Origin of the sequence: Planococcus sp. NCCP-2050, assembly GCF_023708025.1 — a bacterium.
GTDB lineage: Bacteria > Bacillota > Bacilli > Bacillales_A > Planococcaceae > Planococcus.
The window spans coordinates 128,431-151,488 of sequence record NZ_BRCX01000004.1 but is presented as its reverse complement, the minus strand read 5'-3'; the positions used below and the strand labels follow the sequence as shown (position 1 = coordinate 151,488).

The 23,058-nt window shown below is 48.1% G+C and carries 18 protein-coding genes; 11 read left to right on the top strand and 7 right to left on the bottom strand.

Annotated features, from left to right (window positions below; translation table 11 throughout):
• Positions 1 to 282 precede the first annotated feature (282 nt).
• The 5 genes from hutG to NFU07_RS13750 form a co-directional block, all read right to left on the bottom strand.
• On the bottom strand, positions 283 to 1,221 hold the full coding sequence (gene hutG, locus NFU07_RS13770; protein WP_251479036.1) for a formimidoylglutamase: 939 nt from the start codon (positions 1,219 to 1,221) through the stop codon (positions 283 to 285).
• A gap of 137 nt (positions 1,222 to 1,358) precedes the next feature.
• A complete protein-coding gene (locus tag NFU07_RS13765) occupies positions 1,359 to 1,748 on the bottom strand; it encodes a hypothetical protein (RefSeq protein ID WP_235198291.1) in 390 nt (129 codons plus the stop codon).
• A 15-nt stretch (positions 1,749 to 1,763) separates the two neighbouring features.
• A complete protein-coding gene (locus NFU07_RS13760; RefSeq protein WP_251479034.1) occupies positions 1,764 to 3,149 on the bottom strand; it encodes a sensor histidine kinase in 1,386 nt (461 codons plus the stop codon).
• Entirely contained in the window at positions 3,146 to 3,817 is a 672-nt protein-coding gene (locus NFU07_RS13755) for a response regulator transcription factor (RefSeq protein ID WP_251479032.1), read from the bottom strand. Before NFU07_RS13755 ends, NFU07_RS13760 begins: the two co-directional genes overlap by 4 nt.
• Before the next feature lie 66 nt (positions 3,818 to 3,883).
• The gene (locus NFU07_RS13750; RefSeq protein ID WP_251479030.1) at positions 3,884 to 5,983 is read right to left on the bottom strand and encodes an MMPL family transporter; all 2,100 of its coding nucleotides are present in this window, start codon (positions 5,981 to 5,983) and stop codon (positions 3,884 to 3,886) included.
• Positions 5,984 to 6,190: 207 nt separating this feature from the next.
• On the opposite strand from NFU07_RS13750, the gene NFU07_RS13745 reads away from it, so the two are divergent.
• The 3 genes from NFU07_RS13745 to NFU07_RS13735 all read left to right on the top strand — a co-directional run bounded on the left by NFU07_RS13745 (position 6,191) and on the right by NFU07_RS13735 (position 8,746).
• Positions 6,191 to 6,793: a type 1 glutamine amidotransferase family protein gene (locus tag NFU07_RS13745; protein WP_309296781.1), complete on the top strand. Its 603-nt coding sequence runs from the start codon at positions 6,191 to 6,193 to the stop codon at positions 6,791 to 6,793.
• Positions 6,794 to 7,433: 640 nt separating this feature from the next.
• Positions 7,434 to 7,763 carry an ArsR/SmtB family transcription factor gene (locus NFU07_RS13740; RefSeq protein ID WP_235198295.1) on the top strand — a complete coding sequence of 110 codons (330 nt, stop codon included), beginning with the start codon at positions 7,434 to 7,436 and terminating at the stop codon, positions 7,761 to 7,763.
• 35 nt (positions 7,764 to 7,798) lie between these two features.
• Positions 7,799 to 8,746: a cation diffusion facilitator family transporter gene (locus NFU07_RS13735; RefSeq protein ID WP_251479028.1), complete on the top strand. Its 948-nt coding sequence runs from the start codon at positions 7,799 to 7,801 to the stop codon at positions 8,744 to 8,746.
• A 61-nt stretch (positions 8,747 to 8,807) separates the two neighbouring features.
• On the opposite strand, the gene NFU07_RS13730 is transcribed toward NFU07_RS13735, so the two are convergent.
• The gene (locus NFU07_RS13730; protein ID WP_251479026.1) at positions 8,808 to 9,068 is read right to left on the bottom strand and encodes a hypothetical protein; all 261 of its coding nucleotides are present in this window, start codon (positions 9,066 to 9,068) and stop codon (positions 8,808 to 8,810) included.
• Between the two features lie 65 nt (positions 9,069 to 9,133).
• Complete coding sequence (locus NFU07_RS13725; protein WP_251479024.1) at positions 9,134 to 9,475, bottom strand: hypothetical protein; 342 nt, start codon at positions 9,473 to 9,475, stop codon at positions 9,134 to 9,136.
• Positions 9,476 to 9,764: 289 nt separating this feature from the next.
• Here NFU07_RS13725 and NFU07_RS13720 point away from each other — a divergent pair, with 289 nt between their 5' ends.
• The 8 genes from NFU07_RS13720 to NFU07_RS13685 all read left to right on the top strand — a co-directional run bounded on the left by NFU07_RS13720 (position 9,765) and on the right by NFU07_RS13685 (position 22,583).
• On the top strand, positions 9,765 to 11,327 hold the full coding sequence (locus NFU07_RS13720; protein ID WP_251479022.1) for a response regulator transcription factor: 1,563 nt from the start codon (positions 9,765 to 9,767) through the stop codon (positions 11,325 to 11,327).
• Complete coding sequence (locus tag NFU07_RS13715; protein WP_251479020.1) at positions 11,287 to 13,095, top strand: sensor histidine kinase; 1,809 nt, start codon at positions 11,287 to 11,289, stop codon at positions 13,093 to 13,095. The genes NFU07_RS13720 and NFU07_RS13715 overlap by 41 nt, the downstream gene beginning before the upstream one ends.
• A gap of 148 nt (positions 13,096 to 13,243) precedes the next feature.
• Positions 13,244 to 14,536, top strand: coding sequence for an ABC transporter substrate-binding protein (locus NFU07_RS13710; RefSeq protein ID WP_251479018.1), 1,293 nt, complete (start codon positions 13,244 to 13,246; stop codon positions 14,534 to 14,536).
• Positions 14,537 to 14,648: 112 nt separating this feature from the next.
• Positions 14,649 to 15,596: a carbohydrate ABC transporter permease gene (locus tag NFU07_RS13705; protein ID WP_251479017.1), complete on the top strand. Its 948-nt coding sequence runs from the start codon at positions 14,649 to 14,651 to the stop codon at positions 15,594 to 15,596.
• The gene (locus tag NFU07_RS13700; protein WP_251479015.1) at positions 15,593 to 16,420 is read left to right on the top strand and encodes a carbohydrate ABC transporter permease; all 828 of its coding nucleotides are present in this window, start codon (positions 15,593 to 15,595) and stop codon (positions 16,418 to 16,420) included. Before NFU07_RS13705 ends, NFU07_RS13700 begins: the two co-directional genes overlap by 4 nt.
• A gap of 140 nt (positions 16,421 to 16,560) precedes the next feature.
• Positions 16,561 to 18,771: an alpha-galactosidase gene (locus NFU07_RS13695; protein WP_251479013.1), complete on the top strand. Its 2,211-nt coding sequence runs from the start codon at positions 16,561 to 16,563 to the stop codon at positions 18,769 to 18,771.
• 26 nt (positions 18,772 to 18,797) lie between these two features.
• A complete protein-coding gene (locus NFU07_RS13690; protein WP_251479011.1) occupies positions 18,798 to 20,522 on the top strand; it encodes a glycoside hydrolase family 35 protein in 1,725 nt (574 codons plus the stop codon).
• Between the two features lie 30 nt (positions 20,523 to 20,552).
• Complete coding sequence (locus NFU07_RS13685; RefSeq protein ID WP_251479009.1) at positions 20,553 to 22,583, top strand: beta-galactosidase; 2,031 nt, start codon at positions 20,553 to 20,555, stop codon at positions 22,581 to 22,583.
• Positions 22,584 to 23,058 lie beyond the last annotated feature (475 nt).

Sequence of the window (23,058 nt, the reverse complement as noted above, 5' to 3'; positions counted from 1 at the left end):
TCCTTTTAAGAGATTGGCTGTTTTTCGCTCGCGAAAAACAGCCGCTTTTAGGCATACAGCGGGTTTTTGCAAACAAACTGGCGGATTCCGCAAACAAACTCCAATATTGCGCAAATAACCATGCGTATTGCGCAAACAAAAGCAGTTATTCCGCAAACAAAGTCTAAAATCCCGCAAACAACCCAAACTCCGCCGTCATCCAAACCGCTCTCAAACAAAAAAAGGCATGAAGAGGATCAATCCTCTCCATGTCTTATGTATCGCTTCTCAAAGCAAGTTACATCAATGAAACGCCGCCAGCATTTCTGCCAGCAAGTAAGCAGCGAGTTTCGCAGTCTTGCCGTGTTCATCGAGTTCCGGATTGACTTCGCATAAATCGAAGCTGATGATCTTTTCATTCGCGACGATATGCCAAAGCAATTGCCGCACGATTGCCGGCTCCAACCCGAAAGGCGACGGAGCCATGACACCAGGTGCGTACAAGGAAGACAAGGCATTCATCGACAAGCTTAAGAAAACCGCGTCGTGTTCATGGCAGAACGCATCGATGACGGATTGGGCTTGCTGGATATTGCCCATCGCAAACTCTTCAGCCAAGACAAAGCGGGCGCCCAATGCTTCTGCTTTATTGAACATGGTGCGGGTATTTGCGAGCGGCTGGATACCGAGTGCAAGCAGGCTGCTGTTTTCATCAGCTTCAAGAATTTGGCGGAACATCGAGCTTGCAGTCGGCGGTTCCGCCTCGCGCAAATCGAAATGCGCATCGATGGTGATGATGCCGATTTTGGCATCTGGTCCCGCAAATCGCCGAACGCCTAGGTAGTGGCCGTATGCCGTTTCGTGGCCGCCTCCTAAAATGATCGGAATCGTCGATTTCAGTAGGCGTTCAACATGTTCGCCGAGTTCGCGCTGCGCCTTTTCCATCGCATCGCCTTTGCACATCACGGCACCGACATCGATTGTTTGGCGGTCGCCGAGGTGGTAAGGGAGATCCGCAAGGTGGCGGCGGATTTCGTTCGAAGCTTCTGCTGCCCCGGGTTTGCCGCCGAGGCGCCGTACGCCTTCGTCGCATTCAAAGCCGAGAATGGCAAAAGGCGAGCCTTCTGCCGGTACTTCATCCGTGCCAAGAAATTCGACGGCCTGGTGAAAATAAAAACTGTGGCGGTCAGTTTTACTGTCGATGCGTCCATGCCAAAAATGTGATTTCGGTAATTTATACAAATCCAACACCCCCGGGTTAATGGAATTTTGTCATTTAGAAAAGCTTTTTCACTTCTTATTCTTTATTGTAATGAATTTTTGATTTCTTTGCTCAAAAAAATCCCCTCAGAAAGAGAAATCTGAGGGGATTACGTATTTTATTCTTTTTCTGTCACGAACGTTACGACCAAGAACAGGAAGAACGCGATCAGCAGCAAGCTGCCGCCGACGATAAAGTAAATCATGACAAAGGTTTCATTCCAATTGAACGGGTTTAAATTATACAGCCACATGCCGCTTGTCAGCATGAACGCACCGGCCATAGCGAAGATGCTGTGGATGGTGACAAGCTTTTTAAAGCGCACTGTGTAGACGCGGTAGAAAATGCCCCACGCAAAAACCGATAGCCAGCCGACGAGTAGAATATGGGCGTGGATCGGTCGAAGGGAATAGTCCATTTCCCCAGCCATCATCGAACCTAAAAACGTACCGAACAGCCCGAAGACTGCTGCAAATTGAATTAATCGTAAACTCCAAACTTTTTCCATCTTAAATTCCTCCTATCAAATTTCATCTAACGCGAAGCGGATCGTGAACGTGCTGCCGACACCGACTTCACTGTTAACGTCAACCACTCCATGATGCAAAGCGACAATCTGTTGGACAATGGATAGCCCAAGTCCCGTGCCGTCTTTTTTGCGGGCGGCATCGACCCTGTAAAAGCGGTCGAACAGCTGGCCGATTGCCGGTTCGCTGATTCCGATGCCGCTGTCTTTAAACTCCACAACCACTTCCTGCTCGAATGATTGCAAGGTGATTTCAATGCTGCCACCGGGTTTATTGTACTTAATGGCATTGGTCAATAAATTCTCCCAGACGTTTTCGAGCAGTTCAGCATCCCCAAAGAACGAGAGGGGGGCGAGCTTATAAGAAATGTCGATGTCTTCTTCTTCCAGGCGCCAGCGGTATTTCTGGACGACGCGCTTCAATTGTTCATCGAGCGGGAACGCTTTTTGTTTCATCGGATACGCGCCTTGGTCAAGTGAAGTGAGCAGCAGCAATTGCCGCGTCAAACTCGATAGCCGCTTCGCTTCCTGGTCGATGATGGCGGTGTAGGCGAGCCGGTCGCTTTCCGGCAGGTTCGGCGACGCCAGCAGATCCGCATAGCCCTGGATGTTCATAAGCGGCGACTGGAAATCGTGCGACACATTGCTGATAAATGATTTGCGCGCGAGATCGTTGTGCTTCAATTGCGTCTGCATCAAGTTAAAGCTCTCCGACAATTGGCCGATTTCATCGTTTCGCTGGATATCCAGCGGGTAATTGTAGTTTTCCTGCGCGATGTGTTTGGTCGCTTCGGTCAATTGGACAATCGGGCGTGTCAATTGCCGGGCGAGCCAAATCATGCCGGCAATGCTGACGATCGCAATGGCCAAGACAAAAGCGATCAACACCGAATGGATATCAGCACCGACCAATTTTGTATCTGGACGGATAAAGAGCCCATACGCGTCACCTTCAAAAGTGAAAGGCACCCCGACGGTATTATGAAGCTGGTTGGTAAAATGGGCAATCATGAAAATCCTGCTGGACACATTGTCGAGGCCCTTATAAATTTCGCCATCCGTCAAGACGCGCCCGGCTTCCTCCGGCAATTCGGTATTGTCAAAAGCGTCTCCGTAAAAGGTCTTTTGCCCAGTACTGTCAACGATGGCGATTTGATAGCCGAGATTCGACACGGATTCCAGGTAGCTGTTAAAACTGTCGTGTGAATGCGGCGCCATATTCAGGCTGGAGACAATTTCTTCTGCAATATCAAGATTCTGCTCAGTTGCCTGTTCTTTCATAACCGTCAAATAGAAGGCGTTTGCCAATGTAAAGCCGATCAAAACGGCAACCAGTAATATGAACAGAGTCGCAACGATAAATTGGCGGTATAAAGTTTTCATTTCGGCGCCTCGAGCTTATAGCCGATGCCGCGAAGCGTATGGATTTCAACATCGGCTCCGTAGCGTTTCAGCCGGTCGCGGATGCGGTTGATATGCGTATTCAAGGTCATTTCGTTGCCATCATGGTCTTCGCCCCAGACATATTCCATCAAAAGGGGGCGCGGCGTTGCCTGATTGGCACGCGACACGAGAAGCGACAGCAATTCGAACTCCTTCAGCGGCAAGATCAAAGTTTCATGGCCAATCGCCACTTCAAAATTGCGGCGGTTGATCGACACATTGCCGGCCTGCAAGTTTTCCTGCACCGCACGTTCAGAACGCCGAAGCACAACCGCTACCCGGAACAGCAATTCTTTCGGCTCAAACGGTTTCACCATATAATCTTCGGTACCCGATAAAAAGCCTTTTTCCTTGTCTTCCAACTGGCCTTTCGCGGTCAATAAAATCACCGGAATCGACAAGTCCTGCGTCAGGATCCGGGTCAATTCAAAGCCGTCCATGCCGGGCATCATCACGTCGACAATCGCCAAATCGACCTGGACTTCCTCCAACAGCAATAAGGCTTCTGCCGCATCATTGGCGCGGAACACCATATAGCCTTCTTTTTCAAGGTGAATCACGACCAATTGCTGGATATATAAGTCGTCGTCAACGACTAGTATTTTCATTGAGAATCCTCCTGTCAGTAAAAAGTCCGGCGCATACGTCGGCCGGACTCTTCTATTATGAAGGGTTTACTTATCTTTTTCAAAAAACAATATCAACGCTGGAAGCAGCATGCCGCGCACTAAGAACGTATCGATCAAAATACCGATCGAAACCATGAAGCCGAAAACGAACAAATCGGCGATAGGCATCGTCGTCAAAGCGGCGAATGTAGCGGCCAAGATGATGCCGGCAGAAGAAATGACGCCGCCGGTATTCCGAATGGCGATTTCAAGGGCATCTTTGACTTTATGCATTTTGCGTTCTTCCATGAAGCGCGAGACCAAAATGATGTTGTAATCGATGCCAAGCGCGACCAGGAAGATGAACGCATATACCGGAACGCGGGTGCTGATTGCATCAAAGCCGAATAGCACATCGACAAGGAAAATCCCGAGCCCAAGTGCCGATACATAAGACAAGAGAATCGTTGCCATCATGTAAATCGGCATTTTCCACGAACGGGTCAAGGCGAACAACAGCACGAGGATCAATAAAGTCTCGAGTATGACAATCTTATAAATGTCGCTGTTATTTACTTCACGTTCATCCACGAGTTTCGGTGTGATGCCGCCGAAATACGTATCGCCGTCAATAGACGCGTCTTCAAGCAAGGCGTCGCTGTTGCCGCGCAATTGCTCAACGAAATCAAGCGCTTCGCTCGAATACGGGTTGAGTGACAAGGCAACGCTGTATTTCACAGCAGTGCCGTCTTCCGTCTGGCCGGACAAACGGGCCGACGCAACTTCGTCATAAGCCGTCAATTGTTCAGAAAGGGCAGCAGTTGCTTCTTCTGAAATCGGTTCATCGCTTTCCACCAATAAAGTGGACGGGGCGATTTCGCCTTTATCGAAATTCTGTTCAACAATTTCATAGCCGACACGGGAAGGCATGTCTTCAGGGAATGACTTCACCGTATCGAATTCAAAATCCAGGTTCAGCACATTCAAAGCTGAAATGATCATCAAGACAGCGACAAGTCCGCCGGAAAGCAGGGGTTTATTGACCACGAATTTTGCGACCGGTCCCCAGATGCCGTGCTTCACTTCTTTTGCTTGGCCGTATTTCGGCACTTTCGGCCAGAACGCTTTGCGGCCGAATAGCGTGAAGAGCGCCGGGATCAACGTAATAGACGCAATCATGATGATGAATACAGCGGTTCCGAAGATCGGTGCAAAGTTCGCGTAATCGCGGAAGTCTGCAAAGAACAAGATCAACATCGCTGCAAGAACGGTACCGCCGGCGAAGAACACCGGTTCACCCGTTGCGCGCATTGAGTGTTTCATCGCTTCGTATTTACTTTCATAATGATTCAGTTCCTCGCGGAAGCGCGAGAAGACGAATAGCGAGTAGTCGATGACTGCCGCAAAGAGCAAGATGCTCATGATCGATGTCGTTTGGCTCGTCAATTCAAGTCCGGCAGATCCCATAAACGCCAATGTCTGGTTCACGACCTGGTACACAATGATAGTCGCGAGCAGCGGGATGAACGCGAGTAACGGCGAACGGTAAATCACGATCAACAGGACCAAAATGATCAACACCGTCGCGATCAATAAAACAAAATCCGCTTCTTCAAATAATTTCACCGTGTCGCCGGCAATTCCAGCAGGCCCGGTGATGTAGAATTCCATATTGTCATAGCCAGCAGCAATGTCGCTGCCGATGTCAGAAGCTTCGTCGTTGATTTCCGCGAAGTCCGCACTGCCGAGTCCGGCTTCAAGCGTCATCGGGATGATCATCGTCGATTTGTCTTCAGAGAAAAATCCTTCAAGAGCAGGAGGCGGCAATTGGCTAATGTCGACAATCGAGTCGACGCCTTCCAGGTTTGCCTCAGTGATGCCCGCAAGGATTTCCTTAGTGGCTTCGGGATCCACTTCGCCTTCGCTATTATGGAAGACTAAAATTCCCGGTGTCCCTTGGTCATTCGGGAAGTATTCCTTCAGTTTGTTGTCGGCGATGATCGATTCCGCATCATCCGGCAGCGATTGGAAATTCGCTACTTTGTAGTCGTTGAGGCGCGGGCCCATACTGAGTCCGAGCATCAAGACCACCCAAAAGATCAAGGTGATCGTCATCCCTTTTTTCGTCGAGACCCAATCCGTGATCGGGTTCAAAAATTTGTTCATCTTATGACACTCCTTTTCCAGTTTAAGAATAATACCTTCCATAGCATAGCCGACCAATATAAATTGAATATCAATTTTTCGTGGCGAGAATTTGAATAATAAAAGAAAGAATATTGTGTATAATATCGCTTTAAAAGTGGTATAATTTGAATGAATTAGAAAGTATGTTCGGTTTTGTGGAGTCGATTTTGAAAGGGAGCGATTAGAGTGGAGAAAGTTTTATTCGTGGTGCTTGAAGAATATGCGGATTGGGAAGCGGCATCCGTTGCGGCAGCATTGAACGAAAAGCCGGAACAAGGGGAAAAGAAGTATGAAGTGAAAACCGTATCGCTGACGAAAGAGCCGGTGACTTCCATCGGCGGCTTCCGGACATTGCCGGACTACGCACTCGATGAAGTGGAAGATGATTTTGCCGGATTGATTTTGATCGGCGGAAATTCGTGGCGGAAAGAAGAAAGCAAACCGGTCATCGAGCTGGTGCAAAAAGCGTTGGATGCAGATAAAGTCGTCGGGGCGATTTGCGACGGAACGGTCTTTCTCGGCATGAACGGCATTTTAAATAGCGGCGACCACACGAGCAATTATTTGCCGGAGCTGCAGGAAGCAGCAGGTGAAAATTACACAGGCGAAGGCCGCTACCTTGAACAGCAGGCTGTGCGTGACGGCAACCTCATCACAGCGAACGGCTCCGCCTATCTGGAGTTCGGAAAAGAAGTTTTAACGGCACTCGAATCGGCGCCGCAAGAAGAAATCGACGAATGGTATGATTTCTTCAAAAAAGGCTATTACGAATTTTACGCAAGCAAATAAGGGTTTATTCGCATGCAAAAGCATCCTTTTGAAGGGTGCTTTTACAGTGTGTTGAAAAAGACAGAAACTAACTTAAGTTTCATTAAAGAATCTGATATTCCGCAAAACAGCTACGCTTTCCAGCGGGCTCACGCCCAATCCTCCTCGTTCGCTGCGCTCTCTGCGGTGTATCGGTCGACTCGCTAAGCCGCAGGAGTCTACGCTGTTTTGCTCCATATCTCTAGCACCGGTGCGGTTCCGGACTGGGCGGAGCAATAAGACGAGTGGTCTTCTCGGCTTATTGTGGGAGCCTTGTCCATAGCGCCGAAGTGCGGTTTATAGAAGCGGAAGCTCTAATTCAACGAGTTTCTTGACAACCTGCAAAAGCATCCTTTTGAAGGGTGCTTTTTTGTCTGTCTGGGGGAGTCGGGAGTATTCAGGTGAAAGTTGGGAGAATCACAATAGAAGTTGGGAGTATTCAAGCGAAAGTCGGGAGTATTTCATAACAAGTTGGGAGTAAATCAACTTCAAGATTCATCACAAAAAAAATAAGCGCGGTAAAAGCTTATTCTCACTAAGGATGTTTGAAATAATCTATATATGAGTATATACTAATATATACATATAGAAGAATCACCCGACAGAAAGCGAGGCGGAAAAGATGAAAGAAACCAACGACACAGCAGCGCTCGAACCTCATAACGATTTGGACGAGGAGACATTATTCGTCGTGTCCCAGACTTTTAAAGCACTCGGCGACCCGACGCGGATCCGCATTTTGAATCTGTTATTCCAGCGTGAATATGCGGTCAATGACATTGCTGAAACTTTGCAGCTTCGCCAGTCGACGGTCTCGCATCAGCTGCGCTTCCTGAAGAATTTGCGGCTCGTGAAATACCGGCGGGAAGGCACGACTTTGTATTACTCACAGGACGATGATCACGTCATGAGCCTGCTCAAGATGACAATCGATCACGCCAGCCATAATTGAGATGAAAAATAAACGGCAGCGGGGAGGTTTTTCAGTTGGCGCATAACCACGAACACGGGCATGACCATACGCACGGAGCAAATAAAAAAGCATTGGTCATCAGCTTTATCATCATCACCACCTATATGGTAGTCGAAGCCATCGGGGGTTATTTGACGAACAGTTTGGCGCTGCTTGCGGATGCGGGGCATATGCTGAGCGATTCGATTTCGATGGGCATCGCGATTCTTGCATTTACGCTGGGCGAGAAAGTAGCGGATTACAGCAAAACCTACGGCTATAAACGCTTTGAAATTCTGGCAGCGGTTTTTAACGGCGTCACGCTTGTGCTGATTGCGCTTTATATTTTCTATGAAGCGTACCACCGCTTTGCGAATCCGCCTGAAGTGGCGTCCGGCGGCATGCTTGCGATCGCTTTTGTCGGGCTGCTCGTCAATGTCATTGTTGCCTGGATCTTGATGCGCGGCGGCGACACTGAAGAGAATCTAAATGTACGCGCCGCTTTCCTCCACGTCCTTGGCGATTTGCTTGGTTCAGTCGGAGCGGTAGCGGCAGCGCTTCTCATTATGTTCTTTGGCTGGGGCTGGGCGGATCCGCTTGCGAGTGTCATCGTCGCAATCCTTGTGTTGATCAGCGGCTGGCGCGTGACAAAAGATGCAATCCATATCTTGATGGAAGGCACGCCGAAAAGCATTGATCTCGATGACATCATCCAGACGATGGAAGCTGTGCCGGGGGTGGAAAGCATCCATGACCTACATGCTTGGTGCATCACCAGCGGACACAATGCCTTGTCTTGCCATGCGGTCGTCGACGGTGAGCTGTCGGTGCAAGACAGCCAGAAAATTCTCCGGACGATTGAACACGAACTCGCTCATAAAGGAATCGGCCATGTGACCATCCAAATGGAAAACCGAAGCCATCCGCATGAAAATGAATTATTGTGCAAAAGCGAAGGCGAAGCCGTCCATCATGCACATTAATTCCATCAGAAAAAAAACGCGTGGACCAGGAAATCTCCTGATCCACGCGTTTTTGTGTTGTTCAGCGGAGCGCTTGATGCGCCAAATGCTCGTCTTCTTTTTTTACATAGAAATCGTATTGCGCATTATTGGTTTCAGCAGCGCGGACAAAAGGAATATCGCTGCCAGTCGACCCTAAGGAACTTGCATTTATTTTCCGCACGGCATCAAAAGATACGCCGTGCGTCTGGAGCTGATCGGCGGCACGGAAATACATATCGTGGCCGAACGCAGTGTGAACCAAACATTTCTTTTCGAAAAAGAGAAATCGGACCAGTCCCATGATGGAAAACCCCTTCCTGAAACAGCTTTATCCATTATACGGCTGAACCTGGAAAAGGTTTCTCTTTAAATGAAGGTCTCTTCTTCCGGCTGGCCAAGCTTATCGGTCAATGTCCGGTAAATATCCTCAAAATGCTTGCCTTCATACCACATCTCGTTATACGCAGCGGAGCGGATGAGGGCTTCTTTGTCCGCTTTCACGACTTCAATCTGGACGGTATTGCTGCGCCCCGTTTCGTCGATTTCCCGGCGTTTCTCTTCGATGAAAGCGGCGGAGTTCGGCGGCTCGTATTCTTTGAAAGCCTCTACCACTTCATTGAAAACCGTAATCGTGTCTTCCTCGCTTCGAAACAGCCAGAAATAATCTTTCTTTTCCTGCGCTAAACGCAAGTTCAATTGATAATGCATATGCGTTCCTCCTCGGGTCATGAAATCTGCAATGTAGTCATTCTATACCCGAAACGGCAGCGGTGAACCCTTGTTCTTCAGAATAGAAGAGGTTAATAAAAACAATTTAATCTTTTGTTTTCTGCTCGAGCATCGATTTTTACTGCTTAAGCAAGAAGCTAAAAATTCCGATTCGATGACATAATCTTATGAAAAGATGGTACTATGTCTGTAGATTATCGAAGCAGGCAAGGGATGGCGGCTTCGGGAGAAAAGTTTCAAATCGATCGTATGCGAAGGGGGCAGATTCATGGGGGAAGTGTGCAAAGTTCTCATTGTCGATGATGAAATGCTCATTAGGCAAGGAATCATCAATTACATTGATTGGGAGCAAGAGGGATTTCAAATTGTAGCGGAAGCATCAAACGGCAAAGAAGCATTGCAGATGATGGCGGAGTTTTCTCCGCATATCGTCATCACGGACATCGTCATGCCGATCATGGACGGCATCGATTTAGTGAGGGAAGGAAAGAACGCATTTCCGGATATTGAATTTATTGTTTTGAGCAGTTTCGAAAACTTCGATTATGTGCGTTCCACGTTTCAGAACGGAGTTGCCGATTATATATTGAAGCCGAAGTTGAACGGAGAAGAGTTACTGGGCAGTTTGAACAAAATCGTGGACCGGATTCCAGGCCTTCAGCACACAGCCGCTTTGATAGAGCCGAATCGCTCTGTTGAAGAAATGTTGGAGCACCTTATCCTCGGATACGACTCGGCGGTGGATAAAGCGAATTTGTCTGGCGTCTTCACCAATAGCCAATTTGCATTGATCGAAATCCATGCAAAGAATGTAGATCAACATAAATTAAAAGGCCTGCTCGAGCATCTTCTTCCAGAAGGAACGGCCGTGTTTTTAGCAGCTTCCAGTGAAACGGATGCAAAGATGTTGCTTAATTTCAGTCCGCATCAGTTCGGGGACATCAAAAAGGCCATTGCCAATGAAGCGGCTAAACGCAACGCAGTATCGTGGTTGGTCTGTGAACCGTTCCAGGCGATTGATGAGTTGAAGAAAGTTCACGATGAAAGTTTAAAGAAAATGGAGAAATATCTTTTTTACCTGCCGGACCAGACCCTATTCCTCTACGATGAACTGCCGGCAGAAAAAGCGAAACAAGCGAATTTCGATTTGAACCATTTTATCGAGTTGGTGAAAGATCGTCTATTCAACCCAGCCTTTGACTATCTGAAAAGCCACATCGAGTATCTGGCGGGGCGATACAGCAACGACAGTTTTGAATTCAAATCGTTTTTAGGCAATATCATCTTCAATAGTATCGTCTTATTGGATAGCTTGAAATACGATACCCAAGAGCTCGAACGGAATAAATACAGTTATTTCACGAATATCAACGAAGCGGAAAATGTAAAGGCGGCGGTGGATGAATTTCACCGGTTTTTAGAAGAAGTGCGGAAAATCATGATGGTCCACGGAGGATCCGATGAACAGGCCAATAATCTGGACAAGATTCTTTCCTATATTGAACAGCATTACACAGAGCCGCTCCGGCTGTCGGAAATCGCCACCCATTTCCACTTTAACGCGTCGTATTTGTCCTCTTATTTCAGTATGCACCACAAAGAAGGCTTCAGCGAATACTTGAACCGCATCCGGATCAAGAAATCGATGGAATTGCTGGAACATAGTCCGGTCACCATCTCGAACATCAGCGGCATGGTGGGCTATTCGGATCATAGCTATTATTGCAAAGTGTTCAAGCGCATTACGGGGATGTCTCCGGGAGCTTACCGAAAGGAGTACCATGCCGACCATGAAAATGAAGCAAAAGGCCTCGCGCATCTTAAGAAATAACAGCCTCTTCATCAAGATGTTTTTAATCATGGTCGTCAGCATCGTGGCAGTTTCGCTCTTGATCACTTTCAGTTCGATCCGCATGTCTTCCGATTTGTTCATGGACACTTTCAGCATCTCCAATACGAAAGCGCTGGAGCAGATCGAAACGCGCTTTGAAGATTATAGTTTTGCCATCGTCAGCGCTACAAACGAAGTGCAGAATAACGGCACCATCAAAAGGGTGTTGACGCAAGAAAACGAAAGCGCCATCGAAACGTCGAAATCCTATCACGACATCAGCCGGCAGATTGAGCGCATTTATCCGACAGTGGAATCCTATGACACCAATATGATCGTGCTTGGTGAAAATGAGCGGCTCTACAATATGAATTATTCGAATTGGCCGGTTTCCTGGGAAGTGCTGCGAAACCATCCGATTACAAAGCGGACGATAGAGGAGCCCAACCGGCTGCTTTACCAGTTCATGCCGTCCACTTCCTTCAATGACAAGCCGATGATTGTCGCGACAAAAGCGCTGATGGAAAGGTCGACCGGCGAAATTTACGGCGTGCTTTACTTTCCCATCCGCGAAGAGGATTGGAAGCGGCTTTACGAAGGCTACACGAGTACGGAAAACGAAGTGCTGCTGGTCAACCAAGACGGGAAAATCGTTTCGAGCAATAAAGATAGTATGATCGGCGATCTTGAACCGGAGCTGTTAACGCTGGCCCAAGAAGTCGAAACGGAAGAATTGGATTTAAGGGAAGTCGAGTTTCTTGAAACGAATTATTTGCTGATGTCGCAGTATTTGCCGACTTACGATCTGTATTTGGTTAACTTGGTCGACAAAGGTGCCGTCCTGGCCAATTTGATCAATACGAAAGAAATTCTGCTTATCAGCCTCGGGATTGTTTTACTGGCCGTTGTCATCGTGTTCATCATTTCGCGGAGAATGACAAACTCGATTAGCCGCCTAGTCAAGCAGATTTCATCCATGGCGAAACACGATTTTAACCGGCCAGTCGCAGAAACCGGCGGCTACGAAGCGAAGAAAATCGCCAACGCTTTCAACTCGATGCTCAGCGAACTGCAGGAATATGTCGACTTGGTGGTGCAAGCACAGCAAAAGCAGCGCAGTGCAGAACTCATGGCGCTTCAGCATCAGATCAATCCGCATTTTCTGTACAATACCTTGGCCTCGGTGAAATTCATGGTCCAGCAAGGCAAAAAGGAAAAAGCGACAGACATGATCCATGCGTTGATTTCTTTATTGCAAAACGCCTTGAGCAATGTGGATCAGACCATCACGGTCGAGCAGGAAATAGCGGATCTGAAAAATTACGTACTCATCAATCAGGCCCGGTACGGCGACGGCATCAAAGTGAATTTCTTCGTTTCGCCGGATTGCCTGGACTGCCAGGTGCCAAAACTGATTCTTCAGCCCTTCATCGAAAATGCGTTCTTCCATGCGTTCAATGAGAAAAAAGAGGGCTTTGTCCAAATTTTGGTTTCCCAAAAACGGGGCAGCCTGTTATGTGAAATTGTCGATAACGGCGACGGCATGGAAATGAAAGGCGACCACACAAAAGAAGATATTAAAGAGAAACGCCATTTGTTCAGCGGGATTGGCATCCGCAATGTCCATGAACGCATCCAAATGATTTATGGAGGACAGTATGGCGTAGAAATATCGAGCGAAAAAGGCGAAGGCACAAAAGTCAAAGTGGAATTGCCGGTCCAGAAGCTGGATACTTCCGTGAAATCCAATGAAATTACCAGTATCTAAGAATAGTCCAAGAAGTATTCAGTGAAGTTTGAACTATCTAAAAATTTTCGGATAAACACCTAAAGATTGTGCTAACAATCTTTTTTTTTATGTCGTTATACTGTATGAAAGGTGCAAAGTTAAGCGCTTACAAAAAGGGGGATATTAAATGAAGAAGTTTTATCTTATGCTCGTATTGCTCGTCGGATTGGCAGTTTTGGCAGCTTGTTCTTCAGGGGATGAAGAAGGAAACAGCGGAAGCGGATCAGAAGGTTCTTCAGGTACAGACAGCATTACTGCTTGGGCTTGGGATCCAGCATTCAATATTGCAGCTCTTGAAAAAGCAAAAGAAGCTTACGACGGCGACGTTGAAGTGAATATCATTGAAAATGCACAAGACGATATTATTCAAAAACTCAACACAGGGCTTAGCTCAGGTACGACAAAAGGGATGCCGAATATCGTCCTGATTGAAGATTACCGTGCACAAAGTTTCTTGCAGGCGTATCCGGATGCATTCCATCCGTTGACGGACGTGATCAACTCGGATGACTTTGCAGACTATAAAATTGCAACAACAAGCTTTGACGGCGAACAATACGGATTGCCATTCGATTCTGGCGTAGCTGGATTGTATGTCCGCACAGATTATCTTGAAGAAGCGGGCTATACACCAGAAGATCTTACGAACATCACGTGGGATGAATACATCGAAATCGGGAAAGCGGTAAAAGAAGCAACAGGCAAGAACATGCTGACATTGGATCCGAACGATTTGGGCCAAATCCGCATGATGATCCAGACAAACGGTTCATGGTACGTAGATGAAGACGGTTCTACACCAAACCTTGAAGGCAACGAATCACTTGCGAAAGCATTTGAAACGTACAAAAAGATGATGGATGCAGATATCGGCAAAATCGTTTCTGACTGGAGCCAGTTTGTCGGAGCATTCAACAGCGGCGATGTAGCCAGCGTTCCAACAGGAAACTGGATTACGCCAAGCATCAAGCAAGCTGAAGACCAATCAGGAAAATGGGCAGTCGTGCCGATGCCTCGCCTTGATATGGAAGGCGCAGTCAATGCCTCGAACTTAGGCGGCAGCTCATGGTATGTCTTGAACGTAGATGGCAAAGAAGAAGCGGCAGACTTCATGCTGCAAACATTCGGTTCAAATGCGGATCTTTACCAAACATTAGTAAAAGACATTGGAGCTCTTGGAACTTACTCAGCAGCAGCTGAAGGCGATGCTTATGCAGTAGAAGATGAATTCTTCGGCGGACAGCAGCTCCTAACAGATCTATCAACATGGACAGATGAAATTCCAGGCGTTAACTACGGTCTTCACACATACGCGATCGAAGACATTTTAGTAACGGGAATGCAGGATTATTTGAACGGCACAGAGCTGGCAATCGTACTTGAAAACGTACAATCTCAAGCAGAAGCGCAGCTGAAATAAGCGAAGGAAAACAAACAAAGCCTTGAGTTGCCGCTAACGGATTGGTAGGAGTGCTTTCCCACTTGCCAGCCAATGCGCAGCTCAAGCTTTTTTTATAGGAGGAATGAGAAGTATGAACCAGCCATCATCAGAAAAAAGCAAACTGGATCTCCCGGTAAGCTTGCGCTACAAAGAGACCAAACGCGAAAAAACAGGTGTGTTCTTCAAGAAAAAAGTCGGTTGGTTGTTTGTTATTGTCTCCGTCATCGCCATCACCATCTTCAACTTCTACCCTATGGTCCAAGCTTTTCTCTTATCATTCCAATCCGGAATGGGCGGCAATCTCGAATATACGGGGTTGGACAACTGGCAGCGATTATTCAGTGATCCAACATTTATCGCAGCGCTAACCAATACATCAATTTATCTCTTGATCCAAGTTCCCTTGATGATTGTATTGGCGTTAATTTTCTCGGTTCTGTTAAATGATCCTAAATTGAAATTCAGAGGCTTTTTTAGAATCGCGATTTTCTTGCCGTGCGTCACTTCACTCGTGGCCTATTCGGTCATCTTCAAATACCTTTTCGGTGTAGATGGCATCATCAACCAGTTCTTGCTGAATTTTGGCTTTATCTCTGAAACCATCAACTTTCTGGCTGATCCTTTCTGGGCAAAAGTGGTCATCATCCTTGCGATTACGTGGAGATGGACAGGCTATAACATGATTTTCTATTTGGCGGCTTTGCAGAATGTCGACAAATCGATTTACGAAGCAGCAAGAATCGATGGAGCGAATGCGTTCCAGCAATTTTTCCAAATCACCATTCCGATGCTGAAGCCGATCATTTTGTTCACGTCGATCACTTCGACGATCGGGACATTGCAGATTTTCGATGAAATCGTCAATATCACAAACGGCGGACCTGGAAATGCGACAATTTCCATTTCGCAGTACATCTATAACCTTTCCTTCGAATACACGCCGGACTTCGGATACGCTTCAACCGTATCGTACGTCATCGTAATTCTCGTTGTGATTCTTTCCATTATTCAATTCAGAGTGGCAGGTGAGAAGAAATGAAAAATTTGAAAAGAATCTTTATCTACACGTTCCTAAGCCTGGCAGCGATCGTTTCCATTTTTCCGTTTCTTTGGATGCTCGTCAGCATCACCAATAAATCAGTCGATGTGACGCAAGGGCGTTTGATCCCTGGCACTCATTTGATCGAAAACATGAAGACTTTATTCGCCACGGTGGATATCGTACCGGCTTTGGCAAACTCCGCAATTATCGCCGTCATCACGACCGTATTGACGCTATTGCTAGCATCGCTTGCCGGCTACGGATTTGAAATCCACCGCAGCAAAGGAAAAGACATCGTCTTCAATATTTTGCTCTTGTCGATGATGATTCCTTTTGCAGCGATCATGGTGCCGCTTTACCGTATGTTCGGCAGCATCAGCGACACAGCGCCGCTGATCGGCATCGATTCGCTTGGTGCAGTTATTTTACCGACGGCGACCACCGCGTTCTTCATCTTTTTCTTCCGCCAGAACACCAAAATGTTCCCGAAAGATTTGGTGGAAGCAGGAAGAATCGACGGCTTGAGTGAAATCGGTGTCTTTTTCCGAATTTACATGCCGACGATGAAAACAACATATGCCGCAGCGGCAATCATTACGTTCATGAACAGCTGGAACAATTATTTATGGCCATTGGTCATTTTGCAGTCACCGGAAAAACGCACCATCCCGCTTTTGATCTCCAATTTGGGATCAAGCTATTCACCGGACTACGGCGTCATCATGTCCGCAATCGTCATCGCGACTTTGCCGACAGCGCTCGTATTCTTCCTCATGCAGAAGCATTTTGTTGCCGGCATGATGGGATCGGTGAAAGGTTAAGTTGAGTTGTAAATACCGATATTTTTTAAGTTTTACAGTAAGTAAAAAATACATTTGCTTTTATTGACTGGTTTGCTTAGCGCCGTGGCGCCCGGAGCGGTCAATAAGCGAATGAATGATCAATGAGCAGGAGGTATATTGTGCCGATTTTATACAACAATGCCACACGGGAATTTCATCTGCAAACCGAAAAGACCAGCTATATTCTGTCGATCCTGCAAAACGGCCAGCTTGGCCAGCTTTACTACGGCAAAAAGCTGCGCCACCGGGAGTCGTTTGAGCGCTTGTTCCACATTGAAGAAATGCCGAATACTGCCTGCACCACTGAAGGGGATCCGGTATTTTCGCTAGATCTGCTCAAGCAGGAATATCCGGCTTTTGGTACGACCGATTTCCGGGAACCCGCTTATCAAGTGCTGCAGGAAAACGGCAGCCGCATCACGGATTTTGTCTACAAAAAGCACGCCATCTTCAAAGGCAAAAAGAAACTCGATGGTTTGCCTGCAACGTATGCAGAAGACGATGCGGAAGCGACGACTTTGGAAATCACTTTATACGACGAGGGAATCGATTTAGAACTTTGCCTATCGTATACGGTTTTCGAAGAATTGGATGCGATTGCAAGATCCGTAAAATTTACGAACCACGGGGTGCTGAAAGTGAATCTGGCAAGAGCGTTGAGTGCCAGCCTGGATTTGCCGGATGCCAATTTTGAATTGGTGCAGCTATCGGGCGCTTGGGTGAGAGAACGGCATGTGAAAATGCGCAAACTTGTGCCCGGCCTCCAAAGCATCGCGAGCACAAGAGGAACGAGCAGTGCCCAGCAAAACCCCTTCCTTGCATTAAAGAGGCCGGAAACGACCGAACATCACGGCGAAGTTTACGGCGTGAGCCTCGTCTATAGCGGAAATTTCCTGGCACAAGTGGAAGTGGACCATTACGGCGTGAGCCGCCTGATGATCGGCATCAACCCATTCGATTTCAACTGGCTGCTGGAAAGCGGCGAAACCTTCCAGACTCCGGAAGCGGTTTTGGTTTATTCGGCGGAAGGTTTGAACGGCATGAGCCAGACTTATCACCGGCTTTACCGGACGCGGTTGGCGCGCGGGAAATGGCGCGACCGGGAACGTCCGGTGCTGATCAACAATTGGGAAGCGACTTATTGGGATTTTGAAGAGAAGAAAATTTTTGAACTTGCCCAGTCATCCAAGGAATTGGGTGTGGAATTATTTGTTCTGGATGATGGATGGTTTGGCAAACGCGACGACGATACGACGTCGCTCGGCGATTGGATAGAAGACAAGCGTAAATTGCCGAACGGCATCACCAAACTGGCGAAAGACATCACAAGTTTAGGCATGGAATTCGGCTTGTGGTTCGAGCCTGAAATGGTCTCAAAAGCGAGTGAGCTGTACCGGACACATCCGGACTGGGTGCTGCATGTACCCAATCGCCGGATGTCGCACGGACGCAATCAACTGGTGCTCGATTTTTCACGCCAGGAAGTGGTGGACCATATCCATGATTTGATGGCAAAGGTGCTGCAGGAAGCGCCGATTTCATATGTGAAATGGGACATGAACCGCTATATGACGGAAGTCGGCTCGTTGGAATTGCCGTCAGACCGCCAGCGGGAAGTTACCCATCGCTATATCCTCGGTGTCTACTCTTTATATGAACGTTTGACGTCGGAATTTCCGCATGTGCTGTTCGAGTCTTGTGCAGGAGGCGGGAGCCGGTTTGACCCGGGCATGCTCCATTACGCGCCGCAAGGCTGGACGAGCGATGATACGGATGCGGTGGAACGCTTGAAGATCCAATATGGAACCTCCATGGTCTACCCGATTTCTTCAATGGGGGCGCATGTCTCTGCCGTTCCGAACCATCAAGTGGGACGTGTGACGAGCTTGGAAACGCGGGCGAATACCGCTTACTTTGGTGCATTCGGCTATGAACTCGACGTCACGAAAATGACAGGCGAAGAAAAAGAACAAGTAAAGCAGCAAATCGTTTTCTATAAGGAAAACCGGAAGCTGATCCAGCAAGGGCAGTTTTACCGGATCGAAAGCCCTTTTGCAGAAGATGGCAATGAAACGAGCTGGATGGTCGTGTCAGACGACCAGCAGGAAGCGCTACTCGGTTATTACCAAGTATTGGCCCGTCCGAATCCAGGCTATAGCCGCATTTTCTTCAAGGGCTTGAATCCGGAATTTGAGTACGCGATTGACGGGATTGAAGATACATTTTACGGCGATGAATTGATGGAAGCCGGTCTGCAATTGAACCGCTACCGAAAACAAGCCCATCCGGCTGATTTTTCTTCCACTCTCTTCAAGCTGAAGCAAATTTAACGAAAACATACATAGGAGGCGTCGAATTGCTGACTGTTAAAAACGATTCTTTTTATCTGAATGAACAGCCGTTCCAGATCTTATCCGGCGGCATCCATTATTTCCGGACAGTGCCGGAGCAATGGGAAGACCGGCTCCAGAAATTGAAGGCGCTCGGATTGAATACGGTCGAGACTTATATTCCGTGGAATTTCCATGAACCGAAAAAAGGCGAATTCAATTTCAAGGGAATGGCGGATATCGAACGCTTTATCGAACTTGCCCATAAACTGGGCTTGTATGTCATCTTGCGGCCGGCGCCTTATATTTGCGCCGAATGGGAAATGGGTGGCTTGCCTTCCTGGCTAATGAAAGAAAAGGGCCTCGTCATGAGAAGCAGCCATTTCGCATTTCTGAAGCATGTGGACGAGTATTTCGCTGAGCTGCTGCCGAAATTCAAAAAGCATCTGCTCCAAAACGGGGGACCGGTCATTGCGATGCAGATCGAAAACGAATACGGAGCTTACGGCAACGATCTGGAGTATTTGGCGTTTTACCGTGACCAATATGAAAAACACGGACTCGATACGTTTTTATTCACTTCTGACGGACCGGATTTCATCACGCAAGGTTCGATTCCGGACGTTACAACAACGCTGAACTTCGGTTCGCGCGTGGACGAATCGTTCGATGCGCTGGAAGCTTTCAAATCGGGATCGCCGAAAATGGTGGCTGAGTTTTGGATTGGCTGGTTCGACTACTGGACCGGCGAACATACCGTGCGCAGCGGCGACGATGTGGCAGCAGTATTCAAGGAAATCATGGAAAAGAACATTTCCGTCAATTTCTATATGTTCCACGGCGGCACCAATTTCGGCTTTATGAACGGCGCTAACCATTACGACATCTACTACCCGACGATCACAAGCTACGACTACGACAGCTTGCTGACAGAAGGCGGAGCAATTACTGAGAAATACAAGGCAGTGAAAAAGGTTTTGAGTGAGTTTACTGAAGTGCCGGCGGATTTCGAGGAAACGGTTTCTGCCAAAGATTATGGGACGGTAACAGTAAGCGAAAGCGTCAGTTTGTTTGATGTCCTCGATTCCATCAGCGAAAAAGTGGAGCATATCGTACCGCTTCCGATGGAGGATATCGGCCAAGCATACGGCTATACCCTTTACCGCACAACGGTCAACCGCCAAGGGGAGTTGAAATTCAACTCGGGCAATATCCGCGACCGGAGTTCCATTTATGTAAACGGACGCTTCGCCGCGAAAACCTATATCAACGATGAAGACAAAACAGTGACATTGGATTTCCCGGAAAAAGTGAATACCCTCGAAATCTTCGTTGAGAATATGGGACGCGCCAACTATGGTGAACACTTGACCGATCCGAAAGGCTTGATTAAAAACTTATGGCTCGGCGAACAGTATTTCTTCCACTGGGAAATGTTCAAAGTGGAAATGGACCGCTTGCCGGCAGATTACCAGCTGAGTGGCAGCGACCGCTACCCGAAATTCTTCCGCGGATCGTTCGATGCGGCAGAAGGGTTGGATACATATGTCGACACGGCCGGCTTCACTAAAGGCAATGTCTTCATTAACGGCTTTAATCTCGGACGCTACTGGAACGAAGCGGGGCCGCAGCAGCGCCTGTATTTGCCGGGACCGCTTCTGAAAAAAGAAAACAACGAAATCGTCGTATTGGAACTGGAAAATACGGCGACCGACAAAATCCAATTGCTCGCTCAGCCGAAGCTTAGCTGACAGGATTGATCATAGAAGGGACGGAATCGAATGATTAACAGGAAATTACCGAAAATCTGGCACGGCGGGGACTACAACCCCGAACAATGGGACGGGAAAGAAATCTGGGATGAAGATGTACGCATGTTCAAACTGGCGGGAATCGACGTCGCAACGTTGAACGTCTTTTCATGGGCGCTCAATCAATCCGATGAAGAGACGTACAATTTCGACTGGCTCGATGACAAAATCAACCGCTTGTACGAAAATGGCATCTATACGTGTTTAGCGACGAGCACAGCGGCGCATCCTGCCTGGATGGCGAAGAAATATCCGGACGTGCTGCGCGTGGATTTCTACGGACGCAAGCGGAAATTCGGAAGCCGCCACAATTCATGCCCGAACAGCCCGACCTACCGCGAATACTCAGAGAAGATCGCTGAGAAATTGGCCGAACGCTATAAAGACCACCCGGCTGTCCTCATTTGGCACGTATCGAATGAATACGGCGGCTATTGCTATTGCGATAATTGCCAAGACGCATTCCGCGGCTGGCTAAGCGATAAATACGGAACACTGGAGAAGTTGAACAAAGCCTGGAACACAGGTTTCTGGGGACATACCTTTTACGAGTGGGACGAAATCGTCGCACCGAACATCTTGAGCGAAGAACGCGAAAACAACGAATCCGATTTCCAAGGCATCTCGCTCGATTACCGCCGCTTCCAGTCGGACAGTTTATTGGACTGCTACAAACTGGAATACAACGCAATTCGCAAACACATTGCAGAGACGCCGATTACAACCAATTTGATGGGCACGTATCCGATGCTCGATTATTTCAAATGGGCAAAAGAAATGGACGTGGTGTCGTGGGACAACTACCCGGCGATCGATACGCCGTTCAGCTACACAGCGATGACACATGATTTGATGCGCGGACTGAAAAGCGGGCAGCCCTTCATGCTGATGGAGCAGACGCCGAGCCAGCAAAACTGGCAGCCGTACAATTCGCTGAAGCGTCCAGGCGTCATGCGCTTATGGAGCTACCAGGCAATCGGCCGCGGTGCAGACACCATTCTCTATTTCCAATTGCGCCGTTCTGTCGGTGCTTGCGAGAAATACCACGGAGCGGTCATCGAGCACGTCGGCCACGAAAATACCCGTGTGTTCAATGAAGTCGCGCAATTAGGCCAGGAATTGAATCAATTAGGCGATACGCTGCTCGATGCACGCGTCAACGCCAAAGTGGCGATCGTCTTTGACTGGGAAAACCGCTGGGCGACGGAACTGTCAAGCGGCCCGTCCGTTTCGCTCGACTACGTCAACGAAGTCCATAAATACTACGATGCGCTTTATAAACTCAATGTCCAAGTCGACATGATCGGCGTCGAAGAAGATTTGAGCCACTACGATGTCGTCATTGCGCCGGTGCTTTACATGGTGAAAGAAGGCTATGCAGCGAAAGTGGAGCAATTTGTCCAAAACGGCGGCACGTTCCTGACGACGTTCTTCAGCGGCATCGTCAACGAAACGGATATCGTAACGCTTGGCGGCTACCCGGGGGAACTTCGCAACGTGCTCGGCATTTGGGCAGAAGAAATCGATGCGCTGCATCCGGACGTCACCAACCAGATCGTCTTGAAAGATGCCCGCGGGAAAATGAGCGGCAGCTATTCGTGCAACTTGCTGTTTGATTTGATCCATACGGAAGGTGCTGAAGCAGTCGCGGAATACGGCTCCGATTTCTATAAAGGCATGCCGGTCCTGACCGTCAACCAATTCGGAAAAGGGAAAGCATGGTACGTCGCTTCTAGCCCGGACGCAGAATTCCTGGTCGACTTCCTGGAGACTGTCTGCGAAGAAGCAGGCGTCGAGCCGCTTCTTGCTGTACCGGAAGGCGTAGAAACGACTGAACGCGTGAAAGACGGGCAGACCTACTTGTTCGTGTTGAACCATAACAACGAAGAAGCAACGATCGAATTGAAAGACAGCCAGTACAAAGAAGTGCTGACAGATGAACAAGTGAGCGGCAACCTCGTACTGAAAGAAAAAGGAGTGTTGATTTTAGCGAAAGTGTAAAAAGATTCGTCCCAAAAATAATTTGGGACGACACAGACTGCAGACAAATTCGATTGAATCGAGTTTGTCTGCAGTTTTTTTAATGGCTTGAAGCCGTTAAACCGCTCCGGTCGCTTAGGGGACGGCTCCCGCAAGAAGCCAGGAAAAGCGCCTGTCTTCTTGCTTCGCCCACCCCATGGACGCGCCTTCGCTCAGTTTCTTGTTGGACGGAGAAAGCAATGGACATATTCGATTCTTTTGTCTGCGGTCTACGATCGAGTTTGTCTGCAGTTTTTTTAATGGCTTGAAGCCGTTAAACCGCTCCGGTCGCTTAGGGGACGGCTCCCGCAAGAAGCCAGGAAGAGCGCCTGTCTTCTTGCTTCGCCCACCCCATGGACGCGCCTTCGCTCAGTTTCTTGTTAAACGGAGAAAGCAAGGGACGTATTCGATTCTTTTATCGGCTTTCTCCTATCAAAATCTCTCCATACAAAAAACC